The 25,869-nt window shown below is 63.5% G+C and carries 26 protein-coding genes and 2 pseudogenes; 7 read left to right on the plus strand and 21 right to left on the minus strand.

What is annotated here, in order from left to right:
* Positions 1–30: 30 nt before the first annotated feature.
* From P6U29_RS24270 to P6U29_RS24295, 6 genes are all read right to left on the minus strand, one after another.
* Positions 31–579, minus strand: coding sequence for a hypothetical protein (locus P6U29_RS24270; RefSeq protein ID WP_407112634.1), 549 nt, complete (start codon positions 577–579; stop codon positions 31–33).
* A 32-nt stretch (positions 580–611) separates the two neighbouring features.
* Positions 612–1,265 (minus strand): tetratricopeptide repeat protein, encoded by a 654-nt coding sequence (locus P6U29_RS24275; protein ID WP_407112635.1) that lies wholly within the window; start codon positions 1,263–1,265, stop codon positions 612–614.
* Between the two features lie 168 nt (positions 1,266–1,433).
* Complete coding sequence (locus P6U29_RS24280) at positions 1,434–3,026, minus strand: class I adenylate-forming enzyme family protein (protein ID WP_407112636.1); 1,593 nt, start codon at positions 3,024–3,026, stop codon at positions 1,434–1,436.
* 68 nt (positions 3,027–3,094) lie between these two features.
* Positions 3,095–3,679, minus strand: a complete 585-nt coding sequence (locus P6U29_RS24285; protein WP_407112637.1) for an NnrU family protein — start codon at positions 3,677–3,679, stop codon at positions 3,095–3,097.
* Between the two features lie 69 nt (positions 3,680–3,748).
* The gene (locus P6U29_RS24290; protein ID WP_407112638.1) at positions 3,749–4,327 is read right to left on the minus strand and encodes a hypothetical protein; all 579 of its coding nucleotides are present in this window, start codon (positions 4,325–4,327) and stop codon (positions 3,749–3,751) included.
* Between the two features lie 310 nt (positions 4,328–4,637).
* Complete coding sequence (locus tag P6U29_RS24295; RefSeq protein WP_407112639.1) at positions 4,638–6,260, minus strand: peptide chain release factor 3; 1,623 nt, start codon at positions 6,258–6,260, stop codon at positions 4,638–4,640.
* A gap of 174 nt (positions 6,261–6,434) precedes the next feature.
* On the opposite strand from P6U29_RS24295, the gene sugE reads away from it, so the two are divergent.
* Positions 6,435–6,749, plus strand: coding sequence for a quaternary ammonium compound efflux SMR transporter SugE (sugE, locus tag P6U29_RS24300; protein ID WP_407112640.1), 315 nt, complete (start codon positions 6,435–6,437; stop codon positions 6,747–6,749).
* Here sugE and P6U29_RS24305 read toward each other — a convergent pair.
* From P6U29_RS24305 to P6U29_RS24335, 7 genes are all read right to left on the minus strand, one after another.
* The gene (locus tag P6U29_RS24305; protein WP_407112641.1) at positions 6,742–7,746 is read right to left on the minus strand and encodes an inorganic phosphate transporter; all 1,005 of its coding nucleotides are present in this window, start codon (positions 7,744–7,746) and stop codon (positions 6,742–6,744) included. The genes sugE and P6U29_RS24305 overlap by 8 nt on opposite strands.
* A gap of 96 nt (positions 7,747–7,842) precedes the next feature.
* Positions 7,843–8,487 (minus strand): DUF47 domain-containing protein, encoded by a 645-nt coding sequence (locus P6U29_RS24310; protein WP_407112642.1) that lies wholly within the window; start codon positions 8,485–8,487, stop codon positions 7,843–7,845.
* 155 nt (positions 8,488–8,642) lie between these two features.
* The gene (locus P6U29_RS24315; RefSeq protein WP_407112643.1) at positions 8,643–9,611 is read right to left on the minus strand and encodes a branched-chain amino acid ABC transporter permease; all 969 of its coding nucleotides are present in this window, start codon (positions 9,609–9,611) and stop codon (positions 8,643–8,645) included.
* Between the two features lies 1 nt (position 9,612).
* On the minus strand, positions 9,613–10,476 hold the full coding sequence (locus P6U29_RS24320; protein ID WP_028178028.1) for a branched-chain amino acid ABC transporter permease: 864 nt from the start codon (positions 10,474–10,476) through the stop codon (positions 9,613–9,615).
* Between the two features lie 73 nt (positions 10,477–10,549).
* Positions 10,550–11,773, minus strand: coding sequence for an ABC transporter substrate-binding protein (locus P6U29_RS24325; protein ID WP_407112644.1), 1,224 nt, complete (start codon positions 11,771–11,773; stop codon positions 10,550–10,552).
* Positions 11,774–11,865: 92 nt separating this feature from the next.
* On the minus strand, positions 11,866–12,612 hold the full coding sequence (locus P6U29_RS24330) for an ABC transporter ATP-binding protein (protein WP_407112645.1): 747 nt from the start codon (positions 12,610–12,612) through the stop codon (positions 11,866–11,868).
* The gene (locus P6U29_RS24335; RefSeq protein ID WP_407112646.1) at positions 12,605–13,360 is read right to left on the minus strand and encodes an ABC transporter ATP-binding protein; all 756 of its coding nucleotides are present in this window, start codon (positions 13,358–13,360) and stop codon (positions 12,605–12,607) included. The genes P6U29_RS24330 and P6U29_RS24335 overlap by 8 nt, the downstream gene beginning before the upstream one ends.
* A gap of 310 nt (positions 13,361–13,670) precedes the next feature.
* Between P6U29_RS24335 and P6U29_RS24340 the strand changes: the two genes are divergently transcribed.
* The gene (locus P6U29_RS24340; RefSeq protein WP_407112647.1) at positions 13,671–14,351 is read left to right on the plus strand and encodes a hypothetical protein; all 681 of its coding nucleotides are present in this window, start codon (positions 13,671–13,673) and stop codon (positions 14,349–14,351) included.
* Positions 14,352–14,455: 104 nt separating this feature from the next.
* On the opposite strand, the gene P6U29_RS24345 is transcribed toward P6U29_RS24340, so the two are convergent.
* A complete protein-coding gene (locus tag P6U29_RS24345; RefSeq protein ID WP_407112648.1) occupies positions 14,456–14,815 on the minus strand; it encodes an ArsC family reductase in 360 nt (119 codons plus the stop codon).
* A gap of 104 nt (positions 14,816–14,919) precedes the next feature.
* On the opposite strand from P6U29_RS24345, the gene P6U29_RS24350 reads away from it, so the two are divergent.
* The 3 genes and pseudogenes from P6U29_RS24350 to P6U29_RS24360 all read left to right on the plus strand — a co-directional run bounded on the left by P6U29_RS24350 (position 14,920) and on the right by P6U29_RS24360 (position 17,046).
* Positions 14,920–15,291, plus strand: a complete 372-nt coding sequence (locus P6U29_RS24350; protein WP_407112649.1) for a tRNA-binding protein — start codon at positions 14,920–14,922, stop codon at positions 15,289–15,291.
* A 334-nt stretch (positions 15,292–15,625) separates the two neighbouring features.
* A complete protein-coding gene (locus tag P6U29_RS24355; RefSeq protein ID WP_407112650.1) occupies positions 15,626–16,258 on the plus strand; it encodes a TetR/AcrR family transcriptional regulator in 633 nt (210 codons plus the stop codon).
* Between the two features lie 3 nt (positions 16,259–16,261).
* Positions 16,262–17,046: pseudogene (locus P6U29_RS24360) on the plus strand (sulfite exporter TauE/SafE family protein).
* A 2-nt stretch (positions 17,047–17,048) separates the two neighbouring features.
* On the opposite strand, the pseudogene P6U29_RS24365 reads toward P6U29_RS24360, so the two are convergent.
* A pseudogene (locus P6U29_RS24365) lies at positions 17,049–17,753 on the minus strand (glutathione S-transferase family protein).
* Between the two features lie 397 nt (positions 17,754–18,150).
* Here P6U29_RS24365 and P6U29_RS24370 point away from each other — a divergent pair.
* Positions 18,151–18,363 (plus strand): hypothetical protein, encoded by a 213-nt coding sequence (locus tag P6U29_RS24370; protein ID WP_407112651.1) that lies wholly within the window; start codon positions 18,151–18,153, stop codon positions 18,361–18,363.
* Positions 18,364–18,369: 6 nt separating this feature from the next.
* Here the strand turns inward: P6U29_RS24370 and P6U29_RS24375 are convergent, their stop codons facing one another.
* The 6 genes from P6U29_RS24375 to P6U29_RS24400 all read right to left on the minus strand — a co-directional run bounded on the left by P6U29_RS24375 (position 18,370) and on the right by P6U29_RS24400 (position 25,052).
* The gene (locus tag P6U29_RS24375) at positions 18,370–19,035 is read right to left on the minus strand and encodes a DUF429 domain-containing protein (RefSeq protein ID WP_407112652.1); all 666 of its coding nucleotides are present in this window, start codon (positions 19,033–19,035) and stop codon (positions 18,370–18,372) included.
* A 22-nt stretch (positions 19,036–19,057) separates the two neighbouring features.
* On the minus strand, positions 19,058–20,242 hold the full coding sequence (locus tag P6U29_RS24380) for a serine hydrolase domain-containing protein (RefSeq protein WP_407112653.1): 1,185 nt from the start codon (positions 20,240–20,242) through the stop codon (positions 19,058–19,060).
* A gap of 68 nt (positions 20,243–20,310) precedes the next feature.
* On the minus strand, positions 20,311–21,003 hold the full coding sequence (locus P6U29_RS24385) for a GNAT family N-acetyltransferase (protein WP_407112654.1): 693 nt from the start codon (positions 21,001–21,003) through the stop codon (positions 20,311–20,313).
* Positions 21,004–21,007: 4 nt separating this feature from the next.
* A complete protein-coding gene (locus tag P6U29_RS24390) occupies positions 21,008–21,355 on the minus strand; it encodes a Lin0512 family protein (RefSeq protein WP_018646107.1) in 348 nt (115 codons plus the stop codon).
* Positions 21,356–21,602: 247 nt separating this feature from the next.
* Complete coding sequence (locus P6U29_RS24395; RefSeq protein WP_407112655.1) at positions 21,603–23,267, minus strand: acetolactate synthase large subunit; 1,665 nt, start codon at positions 23,265–23,267, stop codon at positions 21,603–21,605.
* Positions 23,268–23,885: 618 nt separating this feature from the next.
* The gene (locus P6U29_RS24400) at positions 23,886–25,052 is read right to left on the minus strand and encodes an IS110 family transposase (RefSeq protein ID WP_407112656.1); all 1,167 of its coding nucleotides are present in this window, start codon (positions 25,050–25,052) and stop codon (positions 23,886–23,888) included.
* Positions 25,053–25,529: 477 nt separating this feature from the next.
* On the opposite strand from P6U29_RS24400, the gene P6U29_RS24405 reads away from it, so the two are divergent.
* The gene (locus P6U29_RS24405; RefSeq protein WP_407112657.1) at positions 25,530–25,832 is read left to right on the plus strand and encodes a hypothetical protein; all 303 of its coding nucleotides are present in this window, start codon (positions 25,530–25,532) and stop codon (positions 25,830–25,832) included.
* The last annotated feature ends 37 nt before the right edge of the window (positions 25,833–25,869 follow it).

A 25,869-nucleotide genomic window follows, 5' to 3' on the forward strand; every position in this document is an offset into this window, starting at 1 on the left:
GGGCTGCGCCTGTCAATGCAATGAGGAATATCAGCGCGAGAAGCTGCCGCTCGGCAGCGGCGCCGGGAAAGCGCTCTGCGATTGCTGCTGGGTGGTCTGGGCCGGTTGCGCCTGCTGGGCGGGCTGATCCGGCGGCGGCGCGGTGGTGCGCTTGCGGACGATCTTGTGCTTGGGCGGCGGAGCGGCCGTAGCTGGTGCGGCCTCCGGCTGGGCCTCGCCGTCGATCTCGCCGGCAGGCGCTTCAGCCGGTGCTGCTGCAGCGGCGGCGGGCTGCCTGGTGTGCTTCGCCTTGCTCCCCTTCGCCGGCTTGGCCGGCTCGGGCGGCGGCTCCGCAGGCAAAGCCGCGACGGCCGGCCCATTCGCGTCCTGCTGCTGCGCGCCCTTGTACATCTCCTTCGGGACACCCTGCTCGAGGCCCGGCACGCCCTCCGGAAAGACCGGCTTGCGCTCGCCCGGCAGCTTCTTCTTGGTGTCGAGGAAGTCGAGCATGTCGCTTGGATCGAAGCTCGAGCAGCCGCCCAGGACGCCCGTGAAGGCGATCAGGACGGCGGCTGCGATCAAGCGTGGCGTGCTGCGCATCTTGTGTCTCGTCTCAAGTCAGAGGGCCGTCGTCAGCTCTTGGCAACGGGCGGCAGCAGGGCCTGGAGCGCCTCGGCGCGCGAGCGCAGGCCGGGCGGCGTTTCGCCGTCGCCGTCAATCGCGTCGAGCCATTTGCGGGCTGCGGTCATGTCGTTGTTACGCCAGGCCGACAGCGCCAGCATCTCGCGCGCGCTGTGGCGGAAGGTCGATTTGGGTGCCGCGGAGGCTTCCAACCGCTGCTGCATGTCGGCATAGCTGGCGCTGTCGAGCAGCAGGCCGGCGGCCCGGATCTTCGCCAGATCCTGCCACTCGCCACCAACGCTGCGATCGGCAGCAATGTCGTCATACATCTTCGCTGCAGCCTTGGGATCGCGGCTCGCGGCCTCGGCCGCAGCACGCAGCCGCGCCAGGGTGCGATAGCCGGACGGAGCCTTGGCGGCGAGCTCGGTGAAGGCCTTCTCGGCGTCCTCGTGCTTGGCCTGCTCGGACAGCTCGACCGCCTTCTCGAAAGCGGCACCGGCCTCGGCGGCCTTCTTGGCCTCGAAATATTGATAGGCGCGCCAGCCGCCGACGGCGGCCACCACCAGCACCATGAGGGCGATGAAGTAGATCGAATACTTGTCCCACAGCTTCTTGAGCTGTTCGCGACGTACTTCCTCGTCGACTTCGTCAAATAATTCAGACACTTATGCTAATCCCATGCCCGTCCGGGTACGCGCGCGGAAGCGTTCGCGTCAGGAATCCCGTCTCCACGTGGCGGCGAGGTACCCTAACGATATGGCGGTGGCAAGGCAAAGCGAGCCCGATCAAGGCGTTAACCACCCGGGAAGGCCCAGGTGAGCCGCCGGCCCGGCTCAGCTGCCGAGCAGTTCCCGCAGCTGGCGCTTCAGCACCTTGCCATTGGCGTTGCGTGGCAGCGGCTCTGATGTGATCGCCATGGTTTCGGGCACCTTGTAGTCGGACAGCCGCTCGGTGCACCAGGCGCGCAAATCGGCCTCGGCAACGGGTGCGCGCGTCACTACCACGGCGTGGACGCGCTCACCCAGCACCGGGCAGGCCTTGGCGATGATCGCGCTCTCGACCACGGCAGGATGGCCGGCCAGCACGGATTCGACCTCGGCCGAATAGATCTTCAGGCCGCCGCGATTGATCATGTCCTTCTGCCGGTCGAACACGCGGACAAACCCCTCCGCGTCGACCGAGCCGAGGTCGCCGGACTGCCAGAACCCACCGGTGAAGCTTTCGGCCGTAGCTTGGGGGTTATTCCAATAGCCCTTGATGACCGAGGCGCTCTGGATCCAGAGCTCGCCGATCTCGCCAGGAGGCAGCTCGCGCCCGTCCGTCCCCATCGCAATGATGCGCACGCCGGGACACGGCAGGCCGACACTGTCGATGTGGCTCGCCGTCAGCTCGCCCGGCATGATGGTCGAGGGCGACGTCGTCTCGGTCGCGCCGTAGCAGTTCATCAGCTTCAGGCCGGGGATCTTCGCCTTGAGCTTCTCGATGGTCGCGATCGGCATCGGCGCGCCGCCAAAGCCGCCGATGCGCCAACTCGACAGATCGTAGCTGTCGAAATCCGGCTGGAGCAGACAGAGATTGTACATCGCCGGCACCATCACGGTGTAGGTGACGCGCTCGTGCGCGGCGAGCTTGAGATAATCGGCCGCCTTGAACTCCGGCATGATGATCAGCGCGCCGCCGCAGCGGATCATCGTCGTGATGTTGGCGACGACGCCGGTGACATGGCCGAGCGGCACCGCCGCGATCGAGCGATCGGCTTCCGTCAATTGCAGGCAGGACACGAAGACCATCGAGGAATGCACGATGTTGCAATGGGCCAGCATCGCGCCCTTCGGCTTGCCTGTCGTCCCCGAGGTGTAGAGGATCATCGCGGTGTCCTCCTCGCTGGTCTCGACCGGCGCCGGAGCCGGCGGGTTGTCGGCAAGCACCGCGAAACGCGACAGAGCCGGATCATCGTCGATGGCAATGCGATGAATCAGATCAGGTACATCCGGCGCGTCGGGCAGCCGCTCGGCGAGCGCGGCTTCGTGGATCAGGATCTTTGCGCCGCAATCGGTCAGCACATAGGCGATTTCCGGCTTCTGCTGGCGCGTGCTGAGCAGCACCGTGACCAGCCCTTCATGCGCGGCGGCAAACAGCAGCAGCGGAAATTCAATGCGGTTGCCGAGCAGGATGGCGACGCGATCGCCGCGCTGCAATCCGAGCTTGCGAAATCCCGCTGCGATCCGTGCGGCCTGCTCCACGGCTTGCTGCCAGCTCAGGCGGATATTGCCTGCGATCAGCGCTTCACCATCGGGATTGCGGGCGCGGGCATTGGCGATCATCGCCCAGAGACTCGCCGGCCGGTCGCAGAACGCCGGCACCACCCGATCGCCAAAGCGTGCCTCGAGCCGCAGCGGCGGAATCTGAGATTGCGACCAATCCATCGAAGGGCCCTCGGCTTGTTGCTCTTATCAGCTTCCGCGCATGGACATCCGGGTCTTGTGCTGACCGGCTAGACCCCGATCACGGGAACACCGATCACGACGGGATGGAACGCAAAGGCCAGCGCCAGATAAGCAACGACCCCGACCGCGACCGCGATCAGATCGTTGGTGACGCCGCCGACCGGGATGGGCGGGCCGCCGGCGTCGGTGCGATGCTTGAGCGTAATGCGGTCATACACCGCCCAGGCGAGGAACGAGCCGAACAGGATGATGGAGCCGAGATCACCGTTGGCGAGCAGATGCGCCGCCGCCCACAGCTTGATGCCGGCCAGCATCGGATGCTTCAGCGTCGCATAGATGCGGCCGCGCAAATATGACGCCACCACCAGGATGACGGCGGGCAGCATCAGCGCGAGCGTGATGTGCTTCATCGCCTTCGGCGGATACCAGACGTCGATCCAGCCGGAGCTGCGGTAATGGGCAAAGCCCCAGATGATCAGCGCCAGCCCCGCCAGCGAGACCAGCGAATAGAGGATCTTGTAAGTCCCCTCGCCCAGCTTCGCGATCGCCTGCGCGCGCGCTTTTCGTTTTGTCGTGAAAATATGGGCCGCGAAAAACAGCGCCAGCCCCAGGATCATGACCAGCAGACCCACGACATCCTCCCCTCAAGCAACCCCCGCCTCTGAGGTAGCATCGATTGGCCGCCGCTCGCAACTGATGCGCTACTTACCGATCTGCCGATTGTCGACGTACCGGATCGCGATTGGCCGTCCGGCCAACGCGCCGCCAAGGCCGCTGGTGAATTTCAGCGGCAGACATTCCTGCAGTGACGCGTTGATGGCGTTCAGATAGGTCGTGCGGGTGCCGGCCGGCACGCCCGCGGTCGCATATGTGAGGCGCGGCGGGCCGATCAGGCCACCGGCCTTGTTGAGGCTGAACCGCACCGACATCTGCATGCCCTCACGCGCATTGTTCGACGGCGGCGACCAGCAGCTGCGCAGCTCGGCAAAGAGATCGCCGATCGTGTCGAGATCGTGATCGGGCTTGCGGTATTTGGCGCGGTCGGCGTCGGACGGCACGCTTTCGATCGTGAGCTGGAGGTTCTGGCCGTAAGGGTAGTCGATCTCGGGAATACAGGGGCCGGGCTCGAGCGGGCTGCAATAAGACGGCATGCAGGGCCGGCCGTCGAGCACGCTGCACGGCTCGTGCGAGAACGGGATCGGATTGATCTGCCGGGGCCGCGCGTCGGCGGTGATCGTCGATATCGCCAGCAGGAGAAAGATGAGGATGCCGCGCCACATGGAGTGAACTCGCAAGGTCACGGGAAGACATGGCGTGGTCGATGAACGCGTCAAGTCCCTGGTCGTTCACATGCCCGCGTTCAACTCCGGTGTCGTCGCCCGGCCTTGACCGGGCGACCCAGTATTCCAGAGACGGAAGTGATTGCATCGAGGAGCTGCGGCGTACCGGATGCCCCGGTCCCGGCCCCGCCAAGGCTACGCCGGGCCACTAGGGTGCTCGGCCGCCGAAGTTTTAGCGAAGGCGGCAAGCCGGGGCATGACGGCGGTGGGTGTGGTGGCGAGCCGACAGCATGGCTAACAGCGAGCGCCCCTACCCCTTCTTCTTGACGTCCTTGACGTTGGTGAACTCGATGCCCTCGGCGCGCTCCCTGGTGTAACCGAGATAGAACTCGTTCCTGGCGAGATACACGGGATCTCCATCCACATCGTCCGCGATGCTGGAGGTGTTGGCGGCGATGAAGCTGTCGAGCTTCTTGCGGTCCTCGGAGGAGACCCAGCGCGCCAGCTGGAATTCGCTGACCTCGAATTCGACCGGGAGCGAATATTCCGCCTCGAGCCGCGCCTTGAGCACATCGAGCTGGAGCGCGCCGACCACGCCGACCAGCGCCGGCGCACCGTCGCGCGGACGGAACACCTGCACCACGCCCTCTTCCGACATCTGCTGCAGCGCTTCCTTCAGCTTCTTCGCCTTCATCGCGTCGGTCAGACGGACGCGGCGGACGATTTCGGGCGCGAAGCTCGGCACGCCCACGAAGTTGAAATCCTCGCCCTCGGTCAGCGTATCGCCGATGCGCAGGGTGCCGTGGTTGGGAATGCCGACGACGTCGCCGGCGAAGGCTTCGTCCGCCACCGAGCGATCCTGCGCGAAGAAGAACTGCGGGCTCGACAGCGGCATGCTCTTGCCGGTGCGCACCAGCTTGGCCTTCATGCCGCGGCTGAGTTTGCCGGAGCAGAGGCGCGCAAACGCGATGCGGTCGCGGTGGTTCGGATCCATGTTGGCCTGGATCTTGAACACGAAGGCGCTCATGCGGGGATCGGTGGCCTCGACCTTGCGCTGGTCGCTGTCCTGCGCGCGCGGCTCGGGCGCGAACTTGCCGAGGCCTTCCAGGAGGTCGCCGACGCCGAAATTGCGCAGCGCGCTGCCGAAATAGACCGGTGTCAGATGGCCTTCGCGGAACGCGTCGAGCGCGAACGGCTTTGACGCTTCGGTGACGAGCTCGAGCTCGTCCTTCACAGCAGTGACGTCCAGATTGGCGTTGAGCTTGGCGAGCTCTTCGATCTCGATCTCAAGCGCCGCGCCGGTCTTGGCGCCACCGCCTTCGAGCAGGCGCACGCCGCCATTGACGACGTCGTAGGTACCGAGGAAGTCGCGGCCGCGGCCGACCGGCCAGGTCATCGGCGTGGTGTCGAGCGCCAGCGTCTTCTCGATCTCGTCGAGCAGCTCGAACACGTCGCGGCTCTCGCGGTCCATCTTGTTGATGAAGGTGATGATCGGGATATCCCGAAGACGGCACACCTCGAACAGCTTTCGGGTGCGCGCCTCGATGCCCTTGGCCGCATCGATCACCATCACGGCGGAGTCGACCGCCGTCAGCGTGCGATAGGTGTCTTCCGAGAAGTCCTCGTGGCCCGGCGTGTCCAGGAGGTTGAACACGAGGCCTTCGAACTCGAAGGTCATCACCGAGGTCACGACCGAGATGCCGCGCTCACGCTCGATCTTCATCCAGTCCGAGCGCGTATTGCGCCGCTCGCCCTTGGCCTTGACCTGGCCGGCGAGATTGATGGCGCCGCCGAACAGCAGCAGCTTTTCGGTCAGCGTGGTCTTGCCGGCGTCTGGATGGGAGATGATCGCAAAGGTCCGCCGCCGCGCCACTTCGGCGGCAAGCGGGGAACGGGCCGGCGATTCGGCCGTGATGGTGGCGATGTCGGACATGGCGGGAGCGTGTGGCAGGGAAAACGGGCCTGATCAAGCCTCATTTGGTGATTGCGCAGCCGTTCGGCCAGCCCCATATCGGCGCTTGGTTATATCAGTCTTGGGGAGGACGGCCTCCCCATCCATCACCACATCCGCCGCGGGGACGACCCTGCCTGGAATGGAGGGTCGTTCGTGGCCTGGAGCATACTGTTTGTCGCAGGTCTTCTCGAGATCACTTGGGCGATCGGCTTGAAATACACCGAGGGCTTTACCAGGCTTGTTCCGTCAGTGGTCACGCTGGCGGCCATGGCCGGCAGCGTCATCCTGCTCGGATTTGCGCTCAAATCACTTCCTGTCGGAACCGCCTATGCGGTCTGGACCGGCATCGGCGCGGTCGGCACCGCGACGCTCGGCATCTTCCTGTTCGGCGAGCCGGCGACGGCCTTCCGTCTCGCCAGCATCGCCCTGATCGTCGCCGGGATTGCCGGGCTGAAGCTTGTTACCTGAAGATCTGCACAACCCACCAGGTCAGGGCCGCGACGATGGCCGAGGCCGGGATCGTGATTACCCAGGCATAAGCGATCGAGCTGGCGACGTTCCAGCGCACCGCCGAGACGCGGCGGGCGGCGCCGACGCCGACAATGGCGCCGGTGATCGTGTGAGTGGTCGAAACGGGAACCCCGAGATAGGTCGCCATGAACAGGGTCGCGGCGCCCCCCGTCTCGGCGCAAAAGCCCTGCATCGGCGTCAGCTTCGTGATGCGCAGGCCCATGGTGCGGACGATGCGCCAGCCACCCATCAGCGTGCCCAGCGCCATCGCCGCCTGGCAGGACAGCACGACCCAGAACGGCACCGAGAAGTCGCTGCCGAGATGGCCTTGCGAATAGAGCAGCACCGCGATGATGCCCATGGTCTTCTGCGCGTCATTGCCGCCATGGCCGAGCGAATAGAGCGAGGCGGAGGCGAATTGCAGGATGCGGAAGGCACGATCCACGGCAAACGGCGTCGAGCGCACCGACAGCCAGGACACGATCGCGACCAGCATCATCGCGATCAGAAAGCCGACCAGCGGCGACAGCACGATCGCCAGCACCGTCTTGGACAGCCCGCTCCACACCGCGGCCGAGATCCCCGCCTTGGCCATGCCGCCGCCGACGAGCCCGCCGATCAGCGCGTGCGAGGACGAGGATGGGATGCCGAGCGCCCAGGTCACGAGGTTCCAGACGATGGCACCGACGAGCGCGGCGAAAATCACCTGGGCATCGACGACCGCGGGATCGATGATGCCCGTGCCGATGGTCTGGGCGACATGCAGCCCGAACACCATGAAGGCGATGAAATTGAAGAACGCGGCCCAGAACACCGCGAATTGCGGCCGCAGCACGCGGGTCGAAACGATGGTCGCGATCGAATTGGCGGCGTCGTGCAGGCCGTTCAGGAAGTCGAACAGCAGCGCGACGGCGATCAGTCCGACCAGGACGGGAACACCCAACGCAGCATCCACGGCAGCCCTGCCCTAACGTTTGCGCATGATCTCAGCGCAAACGCGTTTCGCGTTTGTCGCGGCGGAAAACCGCTGCACACTTTTCCGGATCATGCGCTAAACCTGCTCGATGACGATGCTGTTGATCTCGTTCGCGACGTCGTCGAAGCGATCGGCCACCTTTTCCAGGTGGTCGTAGATTTCGACGCCGACGATGAAGTCCATCGCATTGCCCTCGCGATGCTTGAGGAAAAGCTCCTTCAGGCCGATGTCGTGGAGATCGTCGACCCGGCCCTCCAGCTTGCCGAGCTCTTCGGTGATGGCGGTCAGCATGGCAACATTCGGGCCGATCGATTGCATCAGCGGCAGCGCACGCCCGACCAGATTGGCGCATTCGATCAGGAGCCCGCCGATCTCGCGCATGGGAGGCTCGAACGCGCGAACCTCGAACAGCATGACCGCCTTGGCCGTCTGCTGCATCTGATCGATGGCATCGTCCATCGACGTAATCAGGTTCTTGATGTCGCCGCGATCGAACGGGGTGATGAAGGTGCGGCGCACCGCCGTCAGCACTTCACGGGTGATGTTGTCGGCATCGTTCTCGAACTGGTTGACGCGTTGGCAATAGACCGGCGTCTCCTCGCCCCCATTGAGCATGCCCTGGAGCGCGATCGCCCCTTGGATCACGGTCTGGGCATGCCGGTCGAACAGGTCGAAGAACCGTTCTTCCCTGGGCAGGAACGCACGAAACCATCGCATCATGGGGATAGGCTACCGGTTGGAAATGGCCAGGCCCGAAAGGCCGTCATGAAACTGTCATAGACCATTTTCGATCCGCGCGCGTGTCATCTCACGCCCGCGGAGCCGGATCATCCACCGCTTTCAAACGGCCGGTAAATCGATTTTAAATCAGCTACTTAGAGCGATCTTCGGAAGTAATGCGCGATTTCGCCGATGACGCCGCGGCGGAAGGTGAGCACGCAGATCACGAAGATCGCGCCCTGGATCACCGTGACCCACTGGCCGAAGCCCGCCAGATACTGCTGCATGGCGATGATCACGAAGGCGCCGACCACCGGACCGAAGATGGTGCCGAGACCCCCGACCAGCGTCATCAGCACGACCTCGCCCGACATCGTCCAGTGCACGTCGGTGAGCGAGGCATTTTGCGCCACGAACACCTTCAGCGATCCGGCAAAGCCGGCCAGAGTCCCTGAGAGGATGAAGGCCAGGAACTTGTACTGGTCGGTGCGATATCCGAGCGAAATCGCCCGCTGCTCGTTCTCGCGGATCGACTTCAGGACTTCGCCGAAGGGCGAGTTGATGATGCGGAAGATCAAAAGGAAACCGGCGAGAAAGCCGACCAGCACGACGTAATACAAAACTGTCGGCTTGGAGAGGTCGAGGACACCGAACATGTGTCCCTGCGGAATGCCCTGGATGCCATCCTCGCCATGGGTGAACGGTGCCTGAAGGTAGATGAAGTACAGCAGCTGCGACAGCGCCAGCGTGATCATCGAGAAATAAATGCCCTGGCGGCGGATCGAGATGTAACCGGTGATGATCGACAGGCCGAACGCCGCAGCGACGCCGACGAGAATGCCGAGCTCCGGCGGCAGTCCCCACACTTTGAGCGCGTGCGCGCTGCAATAGCCAGCCGTCCCCAAGAACATCGCGTGGCCGAACGACAGCAGGCCGCCATAGCCGACCAAGAGGTTGAAGGCGCAGGCGAGCAGCGCAAAGCACAGCGCCTGCATCACGAAGAACGGATAGACTCCCGTGAACGGGACCGACGCCAAGAGCAGCGCCATCACCACGAACACAATCATCTCGTCGCGCATCGCACGCGGGCCTGCAGGGAGCGTATCGTCCGTCAGGGTTGTCATATCAGGCCGCCCTTCCCGTCAATCCCGTTGGCTTCACCAGGAGCACCAGCACCATCAGTACGAACACGACGGTGTTGGAGGCCTCAGGGTAGAAATATTTGGTCAGACCCTCGATCACGCCGAGCGCGAAGCCGGTGATGATGGAGCCCATGATCGAACCCATGCCGCCGATCACCACCACGGCGAACACGACGATAATGAGGTCGGCGCCCATCAGCGGCCGCACCTGGTTGATCGGCGCTGACAGCACGCCTGCGAGCGCGGCGAGGCCGACGCCGAGACCATAGGTCAGCGTGATCATGCGCGGCACGTTGATGCCGAAGGCACGGACCAGAGTGGGGTTTTCGGTGGCGGCGCGCAAGTAAGCGCCGAGCTGCGTCTTCTCGATCAGAAACCAGGTGGCAAGACACACGACCAGCGAGAACACGACGACCCAGCCGCGGTAGACGGGCAGGAACATGAAGCCGAGATTCATGCCGCCCTTGAGCTGGTCCGGAATGGCGTAAGGCAGGCCCGAGGAGCCAAAGTAGTTCTGGAACACGCCCTGCACGATCAGCGCGATGCCGAAGGTCAGCAGCAGGCCGTAGAGATGGTCGAGCCCGGTCAGCCATTGCAGCATGGTCCGTTCCAGGATCATGCCGAAGATGCCGACGATGATGGGGGCCAGCAGCAGCGCCCACCAGTAGTTGATGCCACCGAGGTTCAGCAGGAAATAGGCGACGAAGGCGCCCATCATGTAGAGCGCGCCATGGGCGAAATTGATGATGTTGAGCATGCCGAAGATCACGGCAAGCCCGAGACTGAGCAGCGCGTAGAACGAGCCGTTGATCAGTCCCACCAGTAGCTGAGCGTAAAGAGCCTGCATCGATCCCGCACCCGGTCCCTTCGGCGTTCCCGTGAAAGTCGCCCGCAGGCTCGATTGCCTGCGGGCCGTTATCTTACTTCTTCAACAGCGCGCACTTGCTCTCGGACAGCGGTGTGAAAGCCTGGTCGCCCGGCACCGTGCCGACCAGCTTGTAGAAGTCCCACGGTCCCTTGGACTCGGAGGGCTTCTTCACCTCGAACAGATAGGCGTTGTGGATGGTGCGCCCGTTGGGCTGGATCTCGCCCTTGCCGAACAGATCGTCCTCGGTCGGCATCGACTTCATCTTCTCGACGATCTTGACGCCGTCATGCGGATTGCCGCCGAGCGCTTCGAGGGCCTTGAGGTAGTGACGCACGCCGGCATAGACGCCCGCCTGCACCATGGTCGGCGGAGCATTGTTCTTCATCTTCTCGGCGAAGCGCTTCGAGAACGCGCGGGTCTGGTCGTTCATGTCCCAGTAGAAGGTCTCGGTGAAGTTGAGGCCCTGCGCCGTCTCCAGCCCAATCGCCTTGACGTCGGTGAGGAAGAGCAGCAGCGCCGCGAGCTTCTGGCCGCCTTTGCCGATGCCGAACTCGGCCGCCTGCTTGATGGTGTTGGTGGTGTCGCCCCCGGCATTGGCGAGACCGATGATCTTGGCCTTGGAGGCCTGCGCCTGGAGCAGGAAGGAGGAGAAATCCGGCGTGTTCAGCGGATGCTTGACGCCGCCCACCACCTTGCCGCCGTTGGCGGTAACGACCGCGCTGGTGTCGCGTTCGAGCGCCGCGCCGAAGGCGTAGTCCGCTGTCAGGAAGAACCAGGTGTCGCCGCCGGCCTTGACCAGAGCCTGGCCGGTGGTGTGGGCCAGCATGTAGGTGTCGTAGGTCCAGTGCACGGTGTTGGGCGAGCACTGCGCGTTGGTGAGGTCCGAGGTCGCCGCGCCGGAGTTGATGTAGACGCCGTTCTTTTCCTTGATGACGTTGTTGACGGCGAGCGCGACGCCCGAGTTCGGCACGTCGACGATGATGTCGACCTTGTCGACGTCGAACCACTGCCGCGCGATCGCGGTGCCGATATCGGGCTTGTTCTGGTGATCGCCCGAGATGATGTCGATCTTCCAGCCCTTCGCAGCCAAGCCGGAATCCTCAACGGCCATCTGCGCGGCGAGCGTCGAACCGGGCCCGCCGAGATCGGCATAGAGGCCGGACTGATCGGACAACGCGCCGATCTTGACGGTTTTGTCCTGCGCGGACGCGACGCCTGCAGCGGCGAAGGTGAGCGTGGTGGTCAGCAGCAATGACGCAATCGACCTGGTATTCATGCAACTTTCCTTTTTGAATTTTCTCGTTGGCAGTTCTTCGGCTTGAGCACGATCTCTTTGGAAAACCGCTAAACAATCTTCCTGATCATGCCCTAGACACCGAGATAGGTGTGGAGCTTGTCCATGTTGGCGGCGAGCTCCGAATTGGAAAATCCATCAATGATTTTGCCGTGCTCGACCACATAATAACGATCGGCGACGGTGGATGCGAAGCGGAAGTTCTGCTCGACCAGGAGAATCGTAAACCCCTCCTTCTTGAGCCGCGCAATGGTATGACCGATCTGCTGAATGATGACGGGCGCAAGGCCCTCGGTCGGCTCGTCCAGCATCAGGAAGCTCGCGCCGGTGCGCAGGATGCGCGCGATCGCGAGCATCTGCTGCTCTCCGCCCGACAGTTTGGTGCCCTGGCTGGCCAGCCGCTCCTTGAGGTTCGGAAACAGGTCGAAGATCTGGTCGAGCGGCAGTCCGCCTGCGCGGACGACCGGCGGCAGCAGCAGATTCTCCCGCACGTCGAGGCTGGAGAATATACCCCGCTCTTCCGGGCAGAACGCGATGCCCATGCGCGCGATCTTGTCGGAGGTCGCGCGGATGATCTCCTGGTCGTTGAAGTTCACCGAGCCGGAGCGCTTGCCGATGATGCCCATGATCGACTTCAGCGTGGTCGTCTTGCCAGCGCCGTTGCGCCCGAGCAGGGTGACGACCTCGCCCGCGTTCACGTCGAAATTGATCCCGTGCAGGATGTGGGACTCGCCGTACCAGGCTTCGAGATTGCGGACTTGAAGGATGTTGCCGCTGGTCGCAGCGCTGGCCGAAGCCTCGGCGATCGCAGTGTCAGGCATGACCGGCTCCCAGATAGGCTTCCTTGACGCGCTCGTCCTTGGTGAGCTCGGAGTAATGGCCCTGCGCGAGCACCTGCCCGCGCGTCAGCACGGTGATGATGTCGGAGAGGTTGGCCACGACGCTCAAATTATGCTCGACCATCAGGATGGTATATTTCGCGGAGATGCGCTTGATCAGCGCCGCGATCTTATCGATGTCCTCATGGCCCATGCCGGCCATCGGCTCGTCCAGCAGCATCATCTCAGGGTCGAGCGCAAGCGTGGTTGCGATCTCGAGTGCACGCTTGCGCCCGTAGGGCATCTCGACCGCAGGCGTATTGGCAAACTCACTGAGGCCGACATCGTTCAACAGCTCTCGCGCACGATCGTTGAAGCGGTTGAGCACGGATTTGGAGCGCCAGAAGTCGAACGAAGAGCCGTGCTCGCGCTGAAGCGCGACACGGACGTTCTCCAGCGCGGTGAGATGCGGAAACACCGCCGAAATCTGGAACGAACGCACGAGACCCATGCGGGCCACATCGGCCGGCGCCATTGCCGTGATGTCCTGCCCCTTGTACAGGATCTTTCCGGCAGACGGTTTGAGGAACTTGGTCAAAAGATTGAAGCAGGTCGTCTTGCCGGCCCCGTTCGGGCCGATCAACGCGTGAATGCTCCCACGGCGAACCTTGAGCGCAACGTCGCGGACGGCGAAGAAGCCCGCGAACTCCTTGGTCAAGCCTTCCGTTTCGAGAATGAACTCATCGGCCAAACAGATTTCCCCCTGCCCGCGCGAGGCGCGTGGCTTTCCTTGTTGCTTCGGCTGTCCGGAGGCCTTGCAGCCCACCCGAGGCGCCGCCTCCGGGCGCGGAATATGCCGGAGGTGACGGGGGTTAGGCAAGGCGGAAAGCTGAGCAGATCAAAGCCTCCGGCTGGGATACAAATGCTCCCTTAGTCGGAGACGTTTCGATGTCGTGCCTGCCCGGCGCCCCGGTTCGCAAGCCACCGGCCGTCAAGCCGTCGTTAACGGTCTTTCGCCTCCCGCGCCAGCCTTCATAGAAAATTTTCCCGCAAGCGGGATCATGCGCGGGTCTTCACGTGCGGAGACTATTGCTTTGGATTTTGCAAGCGCCGCTCCCTCCGTCGTCAAGTCGATAAGGCAACGCGATCTCCTGAACACGTGGCTGCGACTTTATGCGCGCCAGCAGATCGCACCGGCGATCTGGGAGTATCAGCCTGCGCGACTTGAGGAGGAGCTGTCGGATCTCATCTACAATACAGTGGAATTTTCGACGCCGACGCCGCGCCTCATCATCCAGAGCGAAGGCACGCGCATCTCACGTGCCTATGGACATACCGGCAAGGGCGTTCGCCTCGATGCCTATGTCGGACCGCGGCTCGCTCCATTCGTGATGCCGATCTATCATGAATGCGTGGCGCGCGGGCTGCCCGTCTACAGCGTGGCCGACGTCGACGACATCTACGGACGCATTGTCGCCTATGAACGGCTGCTGCTGCCCTTCCAGACTGACGGCAAGGTCTGTCACGTCATCGCCTCGGTCAAGACGTTCTGCGAGGACGGCGGCTTCGAGATCAAGAATCTGATGCGCGGAAATGACGCGCTGCCGCGTCCAAAGATGCGCGCGGTAATCGATCGAGAGCTGTTTCACCGCGCCCCCGGCCGCATTGCGCCCGCCGAGGCGGTCGAGTTCGCCGACCGGCCGGGTCCCGGCATCGCCACCGAGATCATCGAGCTGAACTAAAGCGCGATAAGATTCGGAGGAATCATCGTCGCGCTTCAGATTGTTGCTTACGCATGATCTTTCCGAAAACCCGCTTCGCACTTTTCCGGATCATGCTTTAGCAGTCAGCGCGCTTTGCCACCGACCTCCTTGGCATAGATATCCGGCTTGAAGCCGACCAGCAGCTTGCTGCCGATTTCCAGCACGGGCCGCTTGATCATCGATGGTTGCGCTAGCATCAATGCCAACGCCTTCTTCTCGGTGAGGCCTTCCTTGTCGGAATCGGGGAGCTTCTTGAAGGTCGTCCCGGCGCGATTGAGCAGCGCCTCCCAGCCGACCTTGTCGCTCCACTGCTTGAGCTTGTCCTTCTCGACACCTGCGGCCTTGTAGTCGTGAAAGTCGTAAGCCACGCCATGGGCATCGAGCCAGGCGCGGGCCTTCTTCATGGTGTCGCAGTTTTTGATGCCGTAGATGATGTTGGACAAGACGTTCCTCGCGCATGGCGTATCGTGACGTTCGGGGCGTTGTACGAAACTCCGGTTCGCGCGACAATATTGCAGATGACGCCAACTCTCCGAACGGACATCCCATGCACGTCACCCACGATCCCGCAGCTGCCGCCTCACCGACCATCGACTTCAACAGCTTCCTCGCGGTCGATGTCCGTGTCGGCACCATCATCGACGCCAAGCCGTTTCCGGAGGCGCGCAAGCCGGCCTGGCGGCTGTGGATCGATTTCGGTCCTGCCATCGGCGTGCGCAAGAGTTCGGCGCAGATCACTGAAAACCACCCACTCGATACCCTCGTGGGGCAACAGGTCGCGGCCGTCGTCAATTTCCCGCCGCGCCAGATCGGCCCTGTGGTCTCCGAGGTGCTGACGCTCGGCTTCCCCGATGCGAGCGGCAAGGTCGTGCTGGTGCAGCCGAGCAAGCCCGTGCCGAACGGCGGACGGCTGTTCTAAAGCGGAAGGACTTCAAGTTGAATCGATCATGGCGGCGGCTCGTTCACCTCTCCCGCTTGCAGGGGCGGGAGTGCCACCTCCGTTGTTGCACTCCAACCTGATCCAATCACACTTTGGCGGCACACCCACCAAGAGCCGCCCCGCCCGTCTCCGGCAGGGGCGCGTCAGCCGCTTCACCGGCTTGTCTCCCGGACCGGCGTCGGCAGGTCTTGACCTGGCTGCCGTTAGATTCTAAAACTGACTGATTGATCGTTTTTTTATTTTATCTTACCCTGCCCCGTTTTTGGCGAGCTCTCAAAACGACCGACCTGTCAGTTATTTATGGACCGAGCCGATGCCCAAGATCAGCGACAAGAAGCGCGAAGGCCGGCGGCAGCAGATCCTCGAAGCGGCCCTCGCCTGCTTTGCCGAGAACGGTTTTCACCAGACCGGCATGGCCGATATCGTCAAGCGGTCGGGCTTGAGCCACGGCGCGGTCTATCTCTACTTCCAGAGCAAGGACGATCTGATCGAAGCGCTCGCGGACGACCGCCATCGCCGTGAGGCCGTGCTCAACTCGGTCGCGCAAGGATCGGGCGATCCGATCGAAGGGCTGCACGCGCTGGTCCGCGTCTACGCGCAATGGCTCACCGATCCCGCCGGTGAAGCCCGCCGCCGTGTCGGCATACATGGTTGGGCCGAAGCGCTGCGCAACCGCCGCGTCCGCAGCAGCGTCGTCGAAGGCATCGACATGCCGCGCGCGCTGATTGTGGCGCTGGTCGAGCGCGGCCAACATGACGGGCTCATCAAGCGCGACCTCGGCGCCGAGGCGATCGCACGCGTGCTGATCGCGATTTTTCAAGGCTTTGTGCTGCAACAATGCTGGGGCGAGGACTTCGACGTCGACGCCTGCATGGCGGCCGTTGACAGCGTGATCGACGGACTGCGCATGCCGAAGCCGGACGTCAAGCGACGGGCCAGGACATGAACGATGTCCTGGCTTCATGAACTCCTCGCCGGTGCCGGCGTCGGTCTTGTCGCAGGATTGGCGTCAGGCTTTACGGGTACGAGCCCCGGGCGGCGGCCTCGTGATCTTCTCCGTGCTGTTGCTCGGTGCCGAGCAGCACGTCGCCCAGGGCACGTCGCTGATCACGCAGATTCCTCCGACCGGTCTCGCCGGCGCGCGGCGCTATTGGCAGAGCGGCAACCGCAGCCCGCTGCAATGGATCGTCTGGATCGGCATCGGATTTCTCATCGGTGGCGCGGGCGGTGCCTATGCCGCGGCGGCTGCCTCCGATTCGGTCTTGCAATGGACCTACGTGGTCTATCTCGCCGCGCTGATCGCAATGCTGGCTCTGCGCCGTGACCGCAAGGATGGCGGCAGCGAGGCAAGCACTTCAGCCGAATTGCCCTGGCTGCCCTTGCTCCTCATCGGTCTGCTTGCCGGATTTTCCTCGGGCTTCATGGGCATCGGCGGCGGCCTCGCGATCACTGTCGGCCTTGCTGCGGGTCTTCGCGTCCCGCAGCATCAGGCGCAGCTCGTCAGCCTCGTCTTCTCGGTCATCCCGACCAACATTCCAGCGGCCTGGATCTACTGGAGCAAGGGGCTCATGGTCGGCTGGCCCCGCCATCATCGGCATACTTGCCGGGCTCTGGATCGGGACCGATCTCGGCGCACGCATGGCAAATGGCGTCAGCAAATCAGCGCTGCGCCGGGCCATGATCGCCTTCGTCTTGCTGATGGCGCTCTATATGACCCACAAGGCGCTGAGCTGAACTTACGGCCGCTTCGGAATGTTCAGCCCGCGTTGCACCGCCGGACGCGCCAGCCCGCGTTCAAGCCAGCTGCCGACCGCCTTGAACTGACTGAACTCCACGAGATCGCCCGCGCCATAGAAGCCGATGAGATTGCGCACCCAGCCGAGCATGGAGATGTCGGCGATGGTGTAGTCGTCATCCACGAATCATTGCCGGCCGGACAGATGCGCCTCCATGACCCCGAGCAGGCGCTTGGACTCGTCCACGTAGCGGTCGCGGGGCCGCTTGTCCTCAAAATCCTTGCCGGCAAATTTGTGGAAGAAGCCGACCTGGCCGAACATCGGCCCGATGCCGCCCATCTGGAAGTGCAGCCACTGGATGGCCTGGTAGCGGCGCGCGGCATCCTGCGGCAGCAGCTTGCCGGTTTTCTCCGCGAGATATTGCAGGATCGCCCCGGACTCGAACAGCGGCAGAGGCCTGCCGCCAGGGCCGTTGGGATCGAGGATCGCCGGGATCTTGCCGTTCGGATTGAGCGAGAGGAATTCGGCCGTCTTCTGATGGTCCTTGCCGAAATCGACGAGGTGAACTTCGTAAGGAAGCCCGATCTCCTCCAGCATGATCGAGACCTTGACGCCGTTCGGCGTCGGCAAAGAATAGAGCTGAAGCAGTTCGGGATGTTTCGCCGGCCAACGCTTGGTGATGGGAAAGGCGGACAGATCGGGCATCGGGACCTTTGGTGCATGACTGAGCGTGCACAATCTAGGCAGGACGCCGTCCGGCGCAAGTCACGATTTATCCCTGCGAACCCGCACTCATCGCGGCAGCGTCGCCATCGCCACGATCGGGATCATTGCCTCATGCTGCAGTCGATACTCAATGAACCGTTGACCCGTGGTCAACAGGAGGCCCGTGAAGGCAATCGCAAGCATCGCGGTCACCAATTGGCACACGTCGTACATCAAATTTTGTCCCTCATCAGACTTTGGCGTAAACGTCGGCTCAAGCGTCACGTTCCGAGGCGGCATGGAAATATTGCCGCTTTTCCCGAATTCTGTGTGAAGCCATCGCGCTGTTCCGACGACCCGTGCAGGGACGAATGATCCCTTTGAGCGTTGTCACTGCATGAACATCGAGAAGCGCGCCCTGCTCGACCATGCTGAACGATGTCGCTGTGTCGCGAACGAGCTCGATCATGGCGAAGCCGCGCAACGGTTGCGAGCGATGGCCGACGAGTACGAAGCGAGAGCGACAAGACTGGACGACGAAGGCGGCTCCTCGACTCCGGGTCGCAATAGTCGCTGCCATCTCGAAGGCAAAGGCGATCGGGATGGCTGATCGGTTTCAGTAGTTGATCTCCATCCGCAAGCCGCGAGGATCGATCTCCTCGCCGCCGACGCGCTGCGTGCTGTCACGCGCCGCGATCGCGCAGGCACAGGCGTCGATGAGATCGTCGCGGCCGATGCCGGTGCCGTGGCGTTGCGTCAGCCATTTCGGCAGGTGCGTGAAACCGCGCTGCGCCAGGAGCGCGATGCGCTGTTCGAGACCGTGCGCCGACGTCTTCCTTGCGAGACGGCCACGCCCTGCGAGATTCCAGAAGATCAATTCGGGATGGGCCTCGCCGATCGTCGCCTGCCGCGCCGGCGTCATGGCCTCGTCGACCTCTCTCATCTTCTCCCTGATGTTCCAGAGCTGCGCAGATATGCCCCTGCCCTTGCCTTCGTGCTCCCAGTAATGGCGATTGGCCGCAGCCATATCCGGGAACGTCCAAAGGTCTCGGCGCGCACCGAGAAACACGGCAGGGCCGACCAATTCGCGCCCCCGCAGATCGCAAGCGCGATAGCCGCTCGGGTTCAATCCGATCGGCATGTCGATCATCGCGCGTACGTGCGGGATCGCGAGCAGGCGCATCAAGCCCGGCGAATAGTCGAAGCCGTGATCGCCGCGGTCGTCGATCCAGGCTGCGACCCAGCCGAAGCGAAATCCATCGAGGCCGAGATAGGGTCGCATGTCACGCCGAACAGATTTGCGCTCAGCCTCCGACCGCCTGGTAAGCCAGGCGCTTGAACTCGAAGAAGAACGGATTCCAGAAGCCCATGTAGCGCTGGGCCATCAACACGCCTGCGGTATTGGCCTCAGGGCAAATCCACCAATGGGTGCCGGCAAGCCCGCCCCATTGGAATTCGCCGGTGGAATTCGGCGGATCGAACGGCGTCGGCGCGAAGGTGACGGCGCCGCCGAGGCCAAAGCCCTTGCCGCGCATCGGGCCGAGATTGGCGAAGCGGATGGTTTGGCCCGCGGGGAGCTGGTTCGTCATCATCTGCCGCAGTGTTTCCGGCTTCAGCAGCGCATCCGACCCGGGCAGCAGCGCGCGCACCAGCGCGAGCATGTCCGGCAAGGTCGAGACCAGACCGCCGCCGCCCGAGAGCCGCGGGAACGGCCGCCGATAGGCCTGCGAAAAGGGAAGATCGTCGGCGCGTGTGAGACCGGGCTTCATCGGGTCGAGCACATCGGCGCCGTTGTAGAGCGCAACAAGCCTGCCCTGCTGCGCCTCGGGGACGTGGAAGCCAGTGTCGGTCATGCCGAGGGAATCGAAGATGCGCGCCTTGAGGAAGGCATCGAGCGCCTTGCCCGAGACGACCTCAACGATGCGACCCAGCACGTCGGTCGCCACCGAATATTCCCAGCCGTCGCCCGGATGATAGGACAGCGGCAGGTCGGCAAGCCGGTCGATCATGTCGGAGAGCGGCGTCAGCGGATTAAGCACGCGCGCCTCGTTGTAGCCTTTGAACAGCACCGTGCCGGGATCAAAGAAGCCGTAGCTGAAGCCGGATGTGTGGGTCAGAAGCTGGCGGATCGAGATCAGCCCCCTCGCCGGCTCGACGTCGGTAAGGCTTGTCGCACCCTGCTTCAAGACCTTGCGGTTGCCGAGCTGCGGCAGGAACTTTTCGATCGGATCATCGAGCCCGATGAGACCTTCCTCGACCAGCAGCATGATCGCGCAGGTGACGAAGATCTTGGTGTTGGAAAACGCGCGGAAGATATGGTCGTGCCGAAGCGCCGTGTTCGCCTCGCGGTCGGCAAAGCCGACACATTGCTGGTCGACCACCTCACGCCCCCGCAGCACCGCCCAGGACGCACCGGGAATGATCTCCCGATCGACGTAGCGCTGCATTGCCGTCCGCGCAGCGGAAAAATCTGTCGTTCTGGCGTCCATGTGTTCCCCCAATTCTGGTTGGGATGGATATAGCGCGATTTCCTAGGATATGAAGCCTACCGCGCAGCTCATCCCTGCTTCATGAGCGCGGTGACGTAGAGGCGACGACGGATTTTCATTCCCTGCCGCTGGTACAGCGCAATCGCAGACATATTGTTCGAGAACACGTGCAGGAACGGAATTTCGCCGCGCGCTTCTATCCGGCGCGCGACCGCCGCGAGCAGCGCCTGTGCATAGCCGCGCCCGCGATAGTCCGGATGCACGCAGACGGCCGTCATCTCGACGAACTTTCCCGGCTTCATCCGCTCTCCCGTCATCGCGACCAATTCGCCGCCTGCGCGGATCCCGAGGAAAGTGCCGAGCTCATGGGTACGCAGCGCGAAGGGACCGGGCTTGGTCAGCTCCGTCAGCTGCATCATGGCAGGCACGTCGGCCGCTCCCAGCGTGACGATCTCGGCATCGCGAAGCGGACTGTCGGCGGGCGAGCCGATCATCTGCTCGCCCGTCTCGGCAAGAACGACCTTGAACCCGGTGGGAACGTCAACCGGCTCCGGCGTGAACAGCGCCGCGACCTGCGAGGGTGACATGAGATCGCCGAGCGCGGCAAAGCTTGCAGCGGACATGTCGGCCATGTCAGCAAAGGGCGTCATGTCCACGGGATAGCGCAGCGCTTGCGGGCCGCCCTCGGCCAGATGCTTCTGGCTTGTCGTCAGCGCGCTCCAGATCGGACGATCGAGCAGCGCCTCATCGCTGTCGGACACCGGCCTAGTCCTTGTCGAAGCTGACGATGACGGCGGCATTTGCGATCAGGATGGGGTCGTTGGCGACTTCGGTCGCCGAGGGGATCTCCAGCCCGCCCTTGACCGCAGTCACGGTCACGGTGCCGTAAGGCAGCTCCTTTGCGACGGCTTCCTTGTCCACCGCCTCAGGGTTGGGCACTCCGATCGTGACATCGACGAACATGTCGTTCGCAGTCTTGCCGATCATCCGGAAGAAGCCGAGGCTCGAATGCCTGATGGCATCCGACACCGCCCGCTTCGCCGCCTTCGTGGCGTCCCTACCGTGAACGTCGACGCCCATGCCCATTTCCGTGACACAACGAACGCGAGTCATTTCATAGTCCTGTGGTTGGTTGAGTGATTGAGAGTGTCGGGGATCGGAAATCACGACACAAGCGCGATCGCTCCTCTGGAGTCCCGGACGCGCTGCAACGCTTTAGCGTTGCTGTGCAGAGCCGGGACCCAGGAGGCGATACGGCTCGCCGCTGCGTGGGCCCCGGCTCTGCAGCGCATCGCCGAAGGGGCGCTGCGCTGCGTCCGGGGCACGAGACTGCTGTTTCGAGATCTTCATCGCTAGCATATCATGCCTTCGATTTCTCATGCGCGCGCAGCTCGTCGACCAGCACCCGCACGTTCTCCGAATAGTCGATCGGGATCGAGACCAGGTGCACGCCGCCCTCCTTGAATGCAGCCTCCAGGGTCGGGCCAAAGCGGTCGATGCTCTCGATCCGATGCCCTTTCGCCCCGTAAGCCTTTGCGTAAAGGACGAAGTCGGGATTGCCAAAAGTCATGCCGTAATCGGCGAATTGATCGACGGCCTGCTTCCAGCGGATCATGCCGTAGGCGTTGTCCTCAAGCACCAGCACGACCAGATTGAGCTTGAGGCGGACGGCGGTCTCCATCTCCTGGCTGTTCATCATGAAGCCGCCGTCGCCGGCGACCGCGAGCACGCGGCGATCGGGATAGAGCATCGCGGCCATCATCGCTGACGGCAGGCCGGCGCCCATGGTCGCCAGCGCATTGTCGAGCAGCAGTGTATTGGCGACGCGGGTGCGGTAGTTGCGCGCGAACCAGATCTTGTACATGCCGTTGTCGAGCGCGACGATGCCGTTCTCGGGGATCACCTGGCGGACATCGTGCACGATGCGCTGCGGCGTCGGGGGCCAGCGCGCCTCGGTGGCACGATCGGCGATGTGGTTCAGAATCTCCTCGCGGAGCGGGAGCAGCGCCGCCGCCTGCGGCAGCTTGCCTTCGAGCCGATCCGCCAGTAGCTCCAGGCTCGGGCCGACATCGCCAACAACCTCGGCATCGGGGAAATAGACCTGCTCGACGCTCGCCGGGGTATAGCTGACGTGAATGACCTTCGGGCCCGAGGGGCCCATGATGAAGGGAGGCTTCTCGACGGGATCGTGGCCGATGGCGACGATCAGGTCGGCGGCATCGATGGCGTCGTGGACGTAATCGCGCTCCGACAGCGCCGCAGTGCCCATGTAGAGATTGGTGCCGCCGGGCACGGTCCCCTTGCCCATCTGCGTGGTGAAGAACGGAATGCCGGTCCGCCGCACGAAGCTTGCGATGCCATGTGTCGACCGCGGCCGGCTGGTCGCGGCTCCCATCATCACCAGCGGGCGCCGTGCGGCCACGATCATCTCGGCAGCCCGGTCGAGCGCGGCGCGATGGGCGACCGGGATTTCGATCGGATGGACGGGGATCACGGGGACGTCAGGCACCTCGTCACCCGCGATGTCCTCGGGCAGTTCGAGATGCACCGGTCCAGGACGCTCCTCCATCGCCGCGCGGAACGCATCGCGCACCACGGTCGGAATGCTGGAGGCGCTGACGATCTGCCGCGACAGCTTCGTCAGCGGCTTCATGGTTGCGACCACGTCCACGATCTGAAAGCGCGCCTGCCGGCTGCTCATGATCGGCTTCTGGCCGGTGATCAGGATCATCGGCATCGCGCCGAGATGCGCATAGGCGGCGCCGGTAGACAGGTTGAGGGCACCGGGGCCGAGCGTCGACAGACAAACGCCGGGCTTGCCGGTCAGCCGCCCATGGGTTGCGGCCATGAAGGCAGCGGCCTGCTCCTGGCGGGTCAGGACCAGCTCGATCTTGGAGGCGCGCAGCGATTCGACCAGATCGAGATTCTCTTCGCCGGGAATGCCGAAGATGCGATCGACACCTTCATTCTCCAGTGCCGCGACGAACAGATCCGATCCCTTCACTTTGCGCTCCTGCCCGCCCATGTCGCCTCCGCTAGCCGCTGGCTCCCGTGCTGGGGAGCGGGCGCATGGTAACGGCTCGTAGCACGGGCACAACTCACAAAGAGGCGCGTGAGTTTATCAACAGGCGGCATTGCGAGCGCAGCGAAATGATCCAGACTGTCCCCGCGGATGGATTCTGGATTGCTCACATGGGGATTTGATGTGTCAAGATTTATGGTCAGCTCTTTGTTCGATTGCAGGCCAGCTCTTCGTCCCGACCGCGGAACTTTTCGGATGGCGCGCGCAGATCAGGTCAAGACCGGCCCGTGAGGGCCGCCGCGAAGCGGCTTGGTCTTGACCTGAGCGAGCACGCCTTCAGGCTCGTTAGGTCGGGAAGTGCGGCGTGAACTACTCCTATGGTTGGCGATCCAAGGGTCGAGCCGGTTTTGGCAATCTGGTTTGCATGCCAGATCAAACTCACATTCGGTCGTTGCGCGGTGGCAACTGCACCAACATTCCGCTTGCGGCGGGCAGGCTCGAGAGGACGAGACCCTTCTTCGTTACGGCGTTTGAAGCCATGCAATCCATCGGTTCGTCCACCCGGATCGGCCGAGGCTGATCAACCTCGGCGGATTGGTTTTGAGGCTGAGAGGCGTGGTGTCAGGCGCCGGGCTTCACCACGGCTCCCTCGATCACGACGCCGGCGGTCACGTATTTCCACAGGGCCACGAGCAGCTTGCGCGCCAGCGCCACGATTGTGCGCTTGCGGCCGCGCTGGCTGTTGGCCTTGAACCACTGGGTCAGAGCCGATTGAGGCTGATGACGTATCCACAGCCAGGCGAGCTGGATCATCGTGGTTCTCAGGCGCGGATTGCCGGCCTTCGACACGCCCTGCTCACGCTCAATGCCGCCACTGCGCCATGGCGTGGCCGCAAGACCGGCATAGGACGCAACCTGGCGGCGGTTGGTGAACTGACGGTGGAAGGCCTCCGACCAGAGAATGGCAGCAAAGTTCGGGCCCAGGCCCTTCAAGTCGAGCAGCATCGCGACCGGGTTCGATGCAGCCTTCTCGCCTGCTGGTCGGCTTGCAGCCAGCAATGCATCCTGCTCGCGCTCTACCGCCGCGATCTGGTCGAGCAGAAGTTCGAGCCGGTCGAGCTCGCGGCTGATCTGCGCCTTCAAATGCGCCGGCAGCAGCCGCCCGTCCCCCGTGCGCAAGGCCTCGAGCCGCGTCCGTCGATCGCGCCGCAGCGGCACGTAGTCGAATATCCCTTGCGCAAACAGAACACCCTTGATCCGGTTCACATGCACGATCCGCTCCGCGATCAAGGTCCGCCGCTCCCGGCAAAGCCTGCGGCGGTCCTCTTCTTCCGGAGAGGGGGCAACGACCATCGCGCAGACCCGTGGCTCGCCGCGCTTGTAGGCCAGAAGCGACCGCAACAGCGTCTCACCGTCCAACCGGTCCGTCTTGGCCCGCCGGCGCCGGCGCGGCGTCGCGATCGAGGCCGGATCGACCACGTAGCTCTCGACGCCCTCCGACTGCAGAGTGCGGTGAAGCCAGAACCCATCCAGCCCCGCCTCCTGGATGGTGATGATCGGATAACTCTCGCCCGTTCGCGCCTGGGCCTTACGCTTCAGCGCTGCAAAGAGCTTCAAAAGCTCCGCAATAGCGCCGGCCTTCACGCTGTGTTTGGACATCTTCTCGCCCTTGCCGGGCGACAGCGATGTAACCAGCCAGGTCGAACGGCTCAGTTCCAATGACACAAAAATTGCGCCAATCTGCGTCCGGATAGCGGCCAGTCCGTCGGAAAGATGATCGAGCAACATCGTTGTCTCCAGGTTGAGTGCTTCAGCAACCTCAGTCTGGCCTCAGACCCGGTCGCTATCCACTCCCCATGGAATCTTCGCTGCGCTCGCAATGACGGAATGTAAAGCAACGGCGTCCGTCCTTCTGATGCCCAGGACGCGCAGCAACGCCCTTGGGGGTTGCTGCGTTGAGCCGGGACCCAGGAGGCCAGGCAACGCGCTGATGCATGGGCCCCGGCTCTGCAGCGCACCGCCGACGAGGCGCTGCGCTACGTCCGGGGCACGAGACCGTCGGATGAGGCAAAAGCGTCATCACGGTTGAATGGCAGACCCAGCGGCCTCGGATTGCGCTCAGCTACGACTCACCACGCCAAAGTTCCCCGCCCAACAAATCAGCACCAAATGGCCCCACATGAGTCCGCAACCTTTCGCGGCGGAGCGACTTCTTGGGCAGCGACTCTTCTGTCGCGATCTCAACTGCCAACTAAAGGAGTTCACATGGCTCTTCTCGGAAACCTGCTCGGCACGGTCGATGGCCTGCTTGGAACAGCAACGGGTGCGCTGTCAGGCGTCGCGGATGCAGGTGGAAGTGCAACGGCCGGCGCCAGCGGCTCGGTTGATCTGTCGCACACCCTCGATGTGGGCGCGCTGATCGAGACCAATCCCAGCATCGACGTCTCCGCGTCGGGCCTTGCGGGAACCGGCGGCATCGATGCTTCGGTCTCGGCGCCGACCGCAATCGGCCTCAGTGCCGATGTCGGCCATCTCGACGTTGGTGGCCTCCTCCACGGCCTGGTCTAGAGTCGCAATTTCTTCCTGACGATCGATGAGTGGCGTG

The sequence above is a fragment of the Bradyrhizobium sp. LMG 9283 genome, assembly GCF_045571415.1.
Classification (GTDB): Bacteria; Pseudomonadota; Alphaproteobacteria; order Rhizobiales; family Xanthobacteraceae; genus Bradyrhizobium.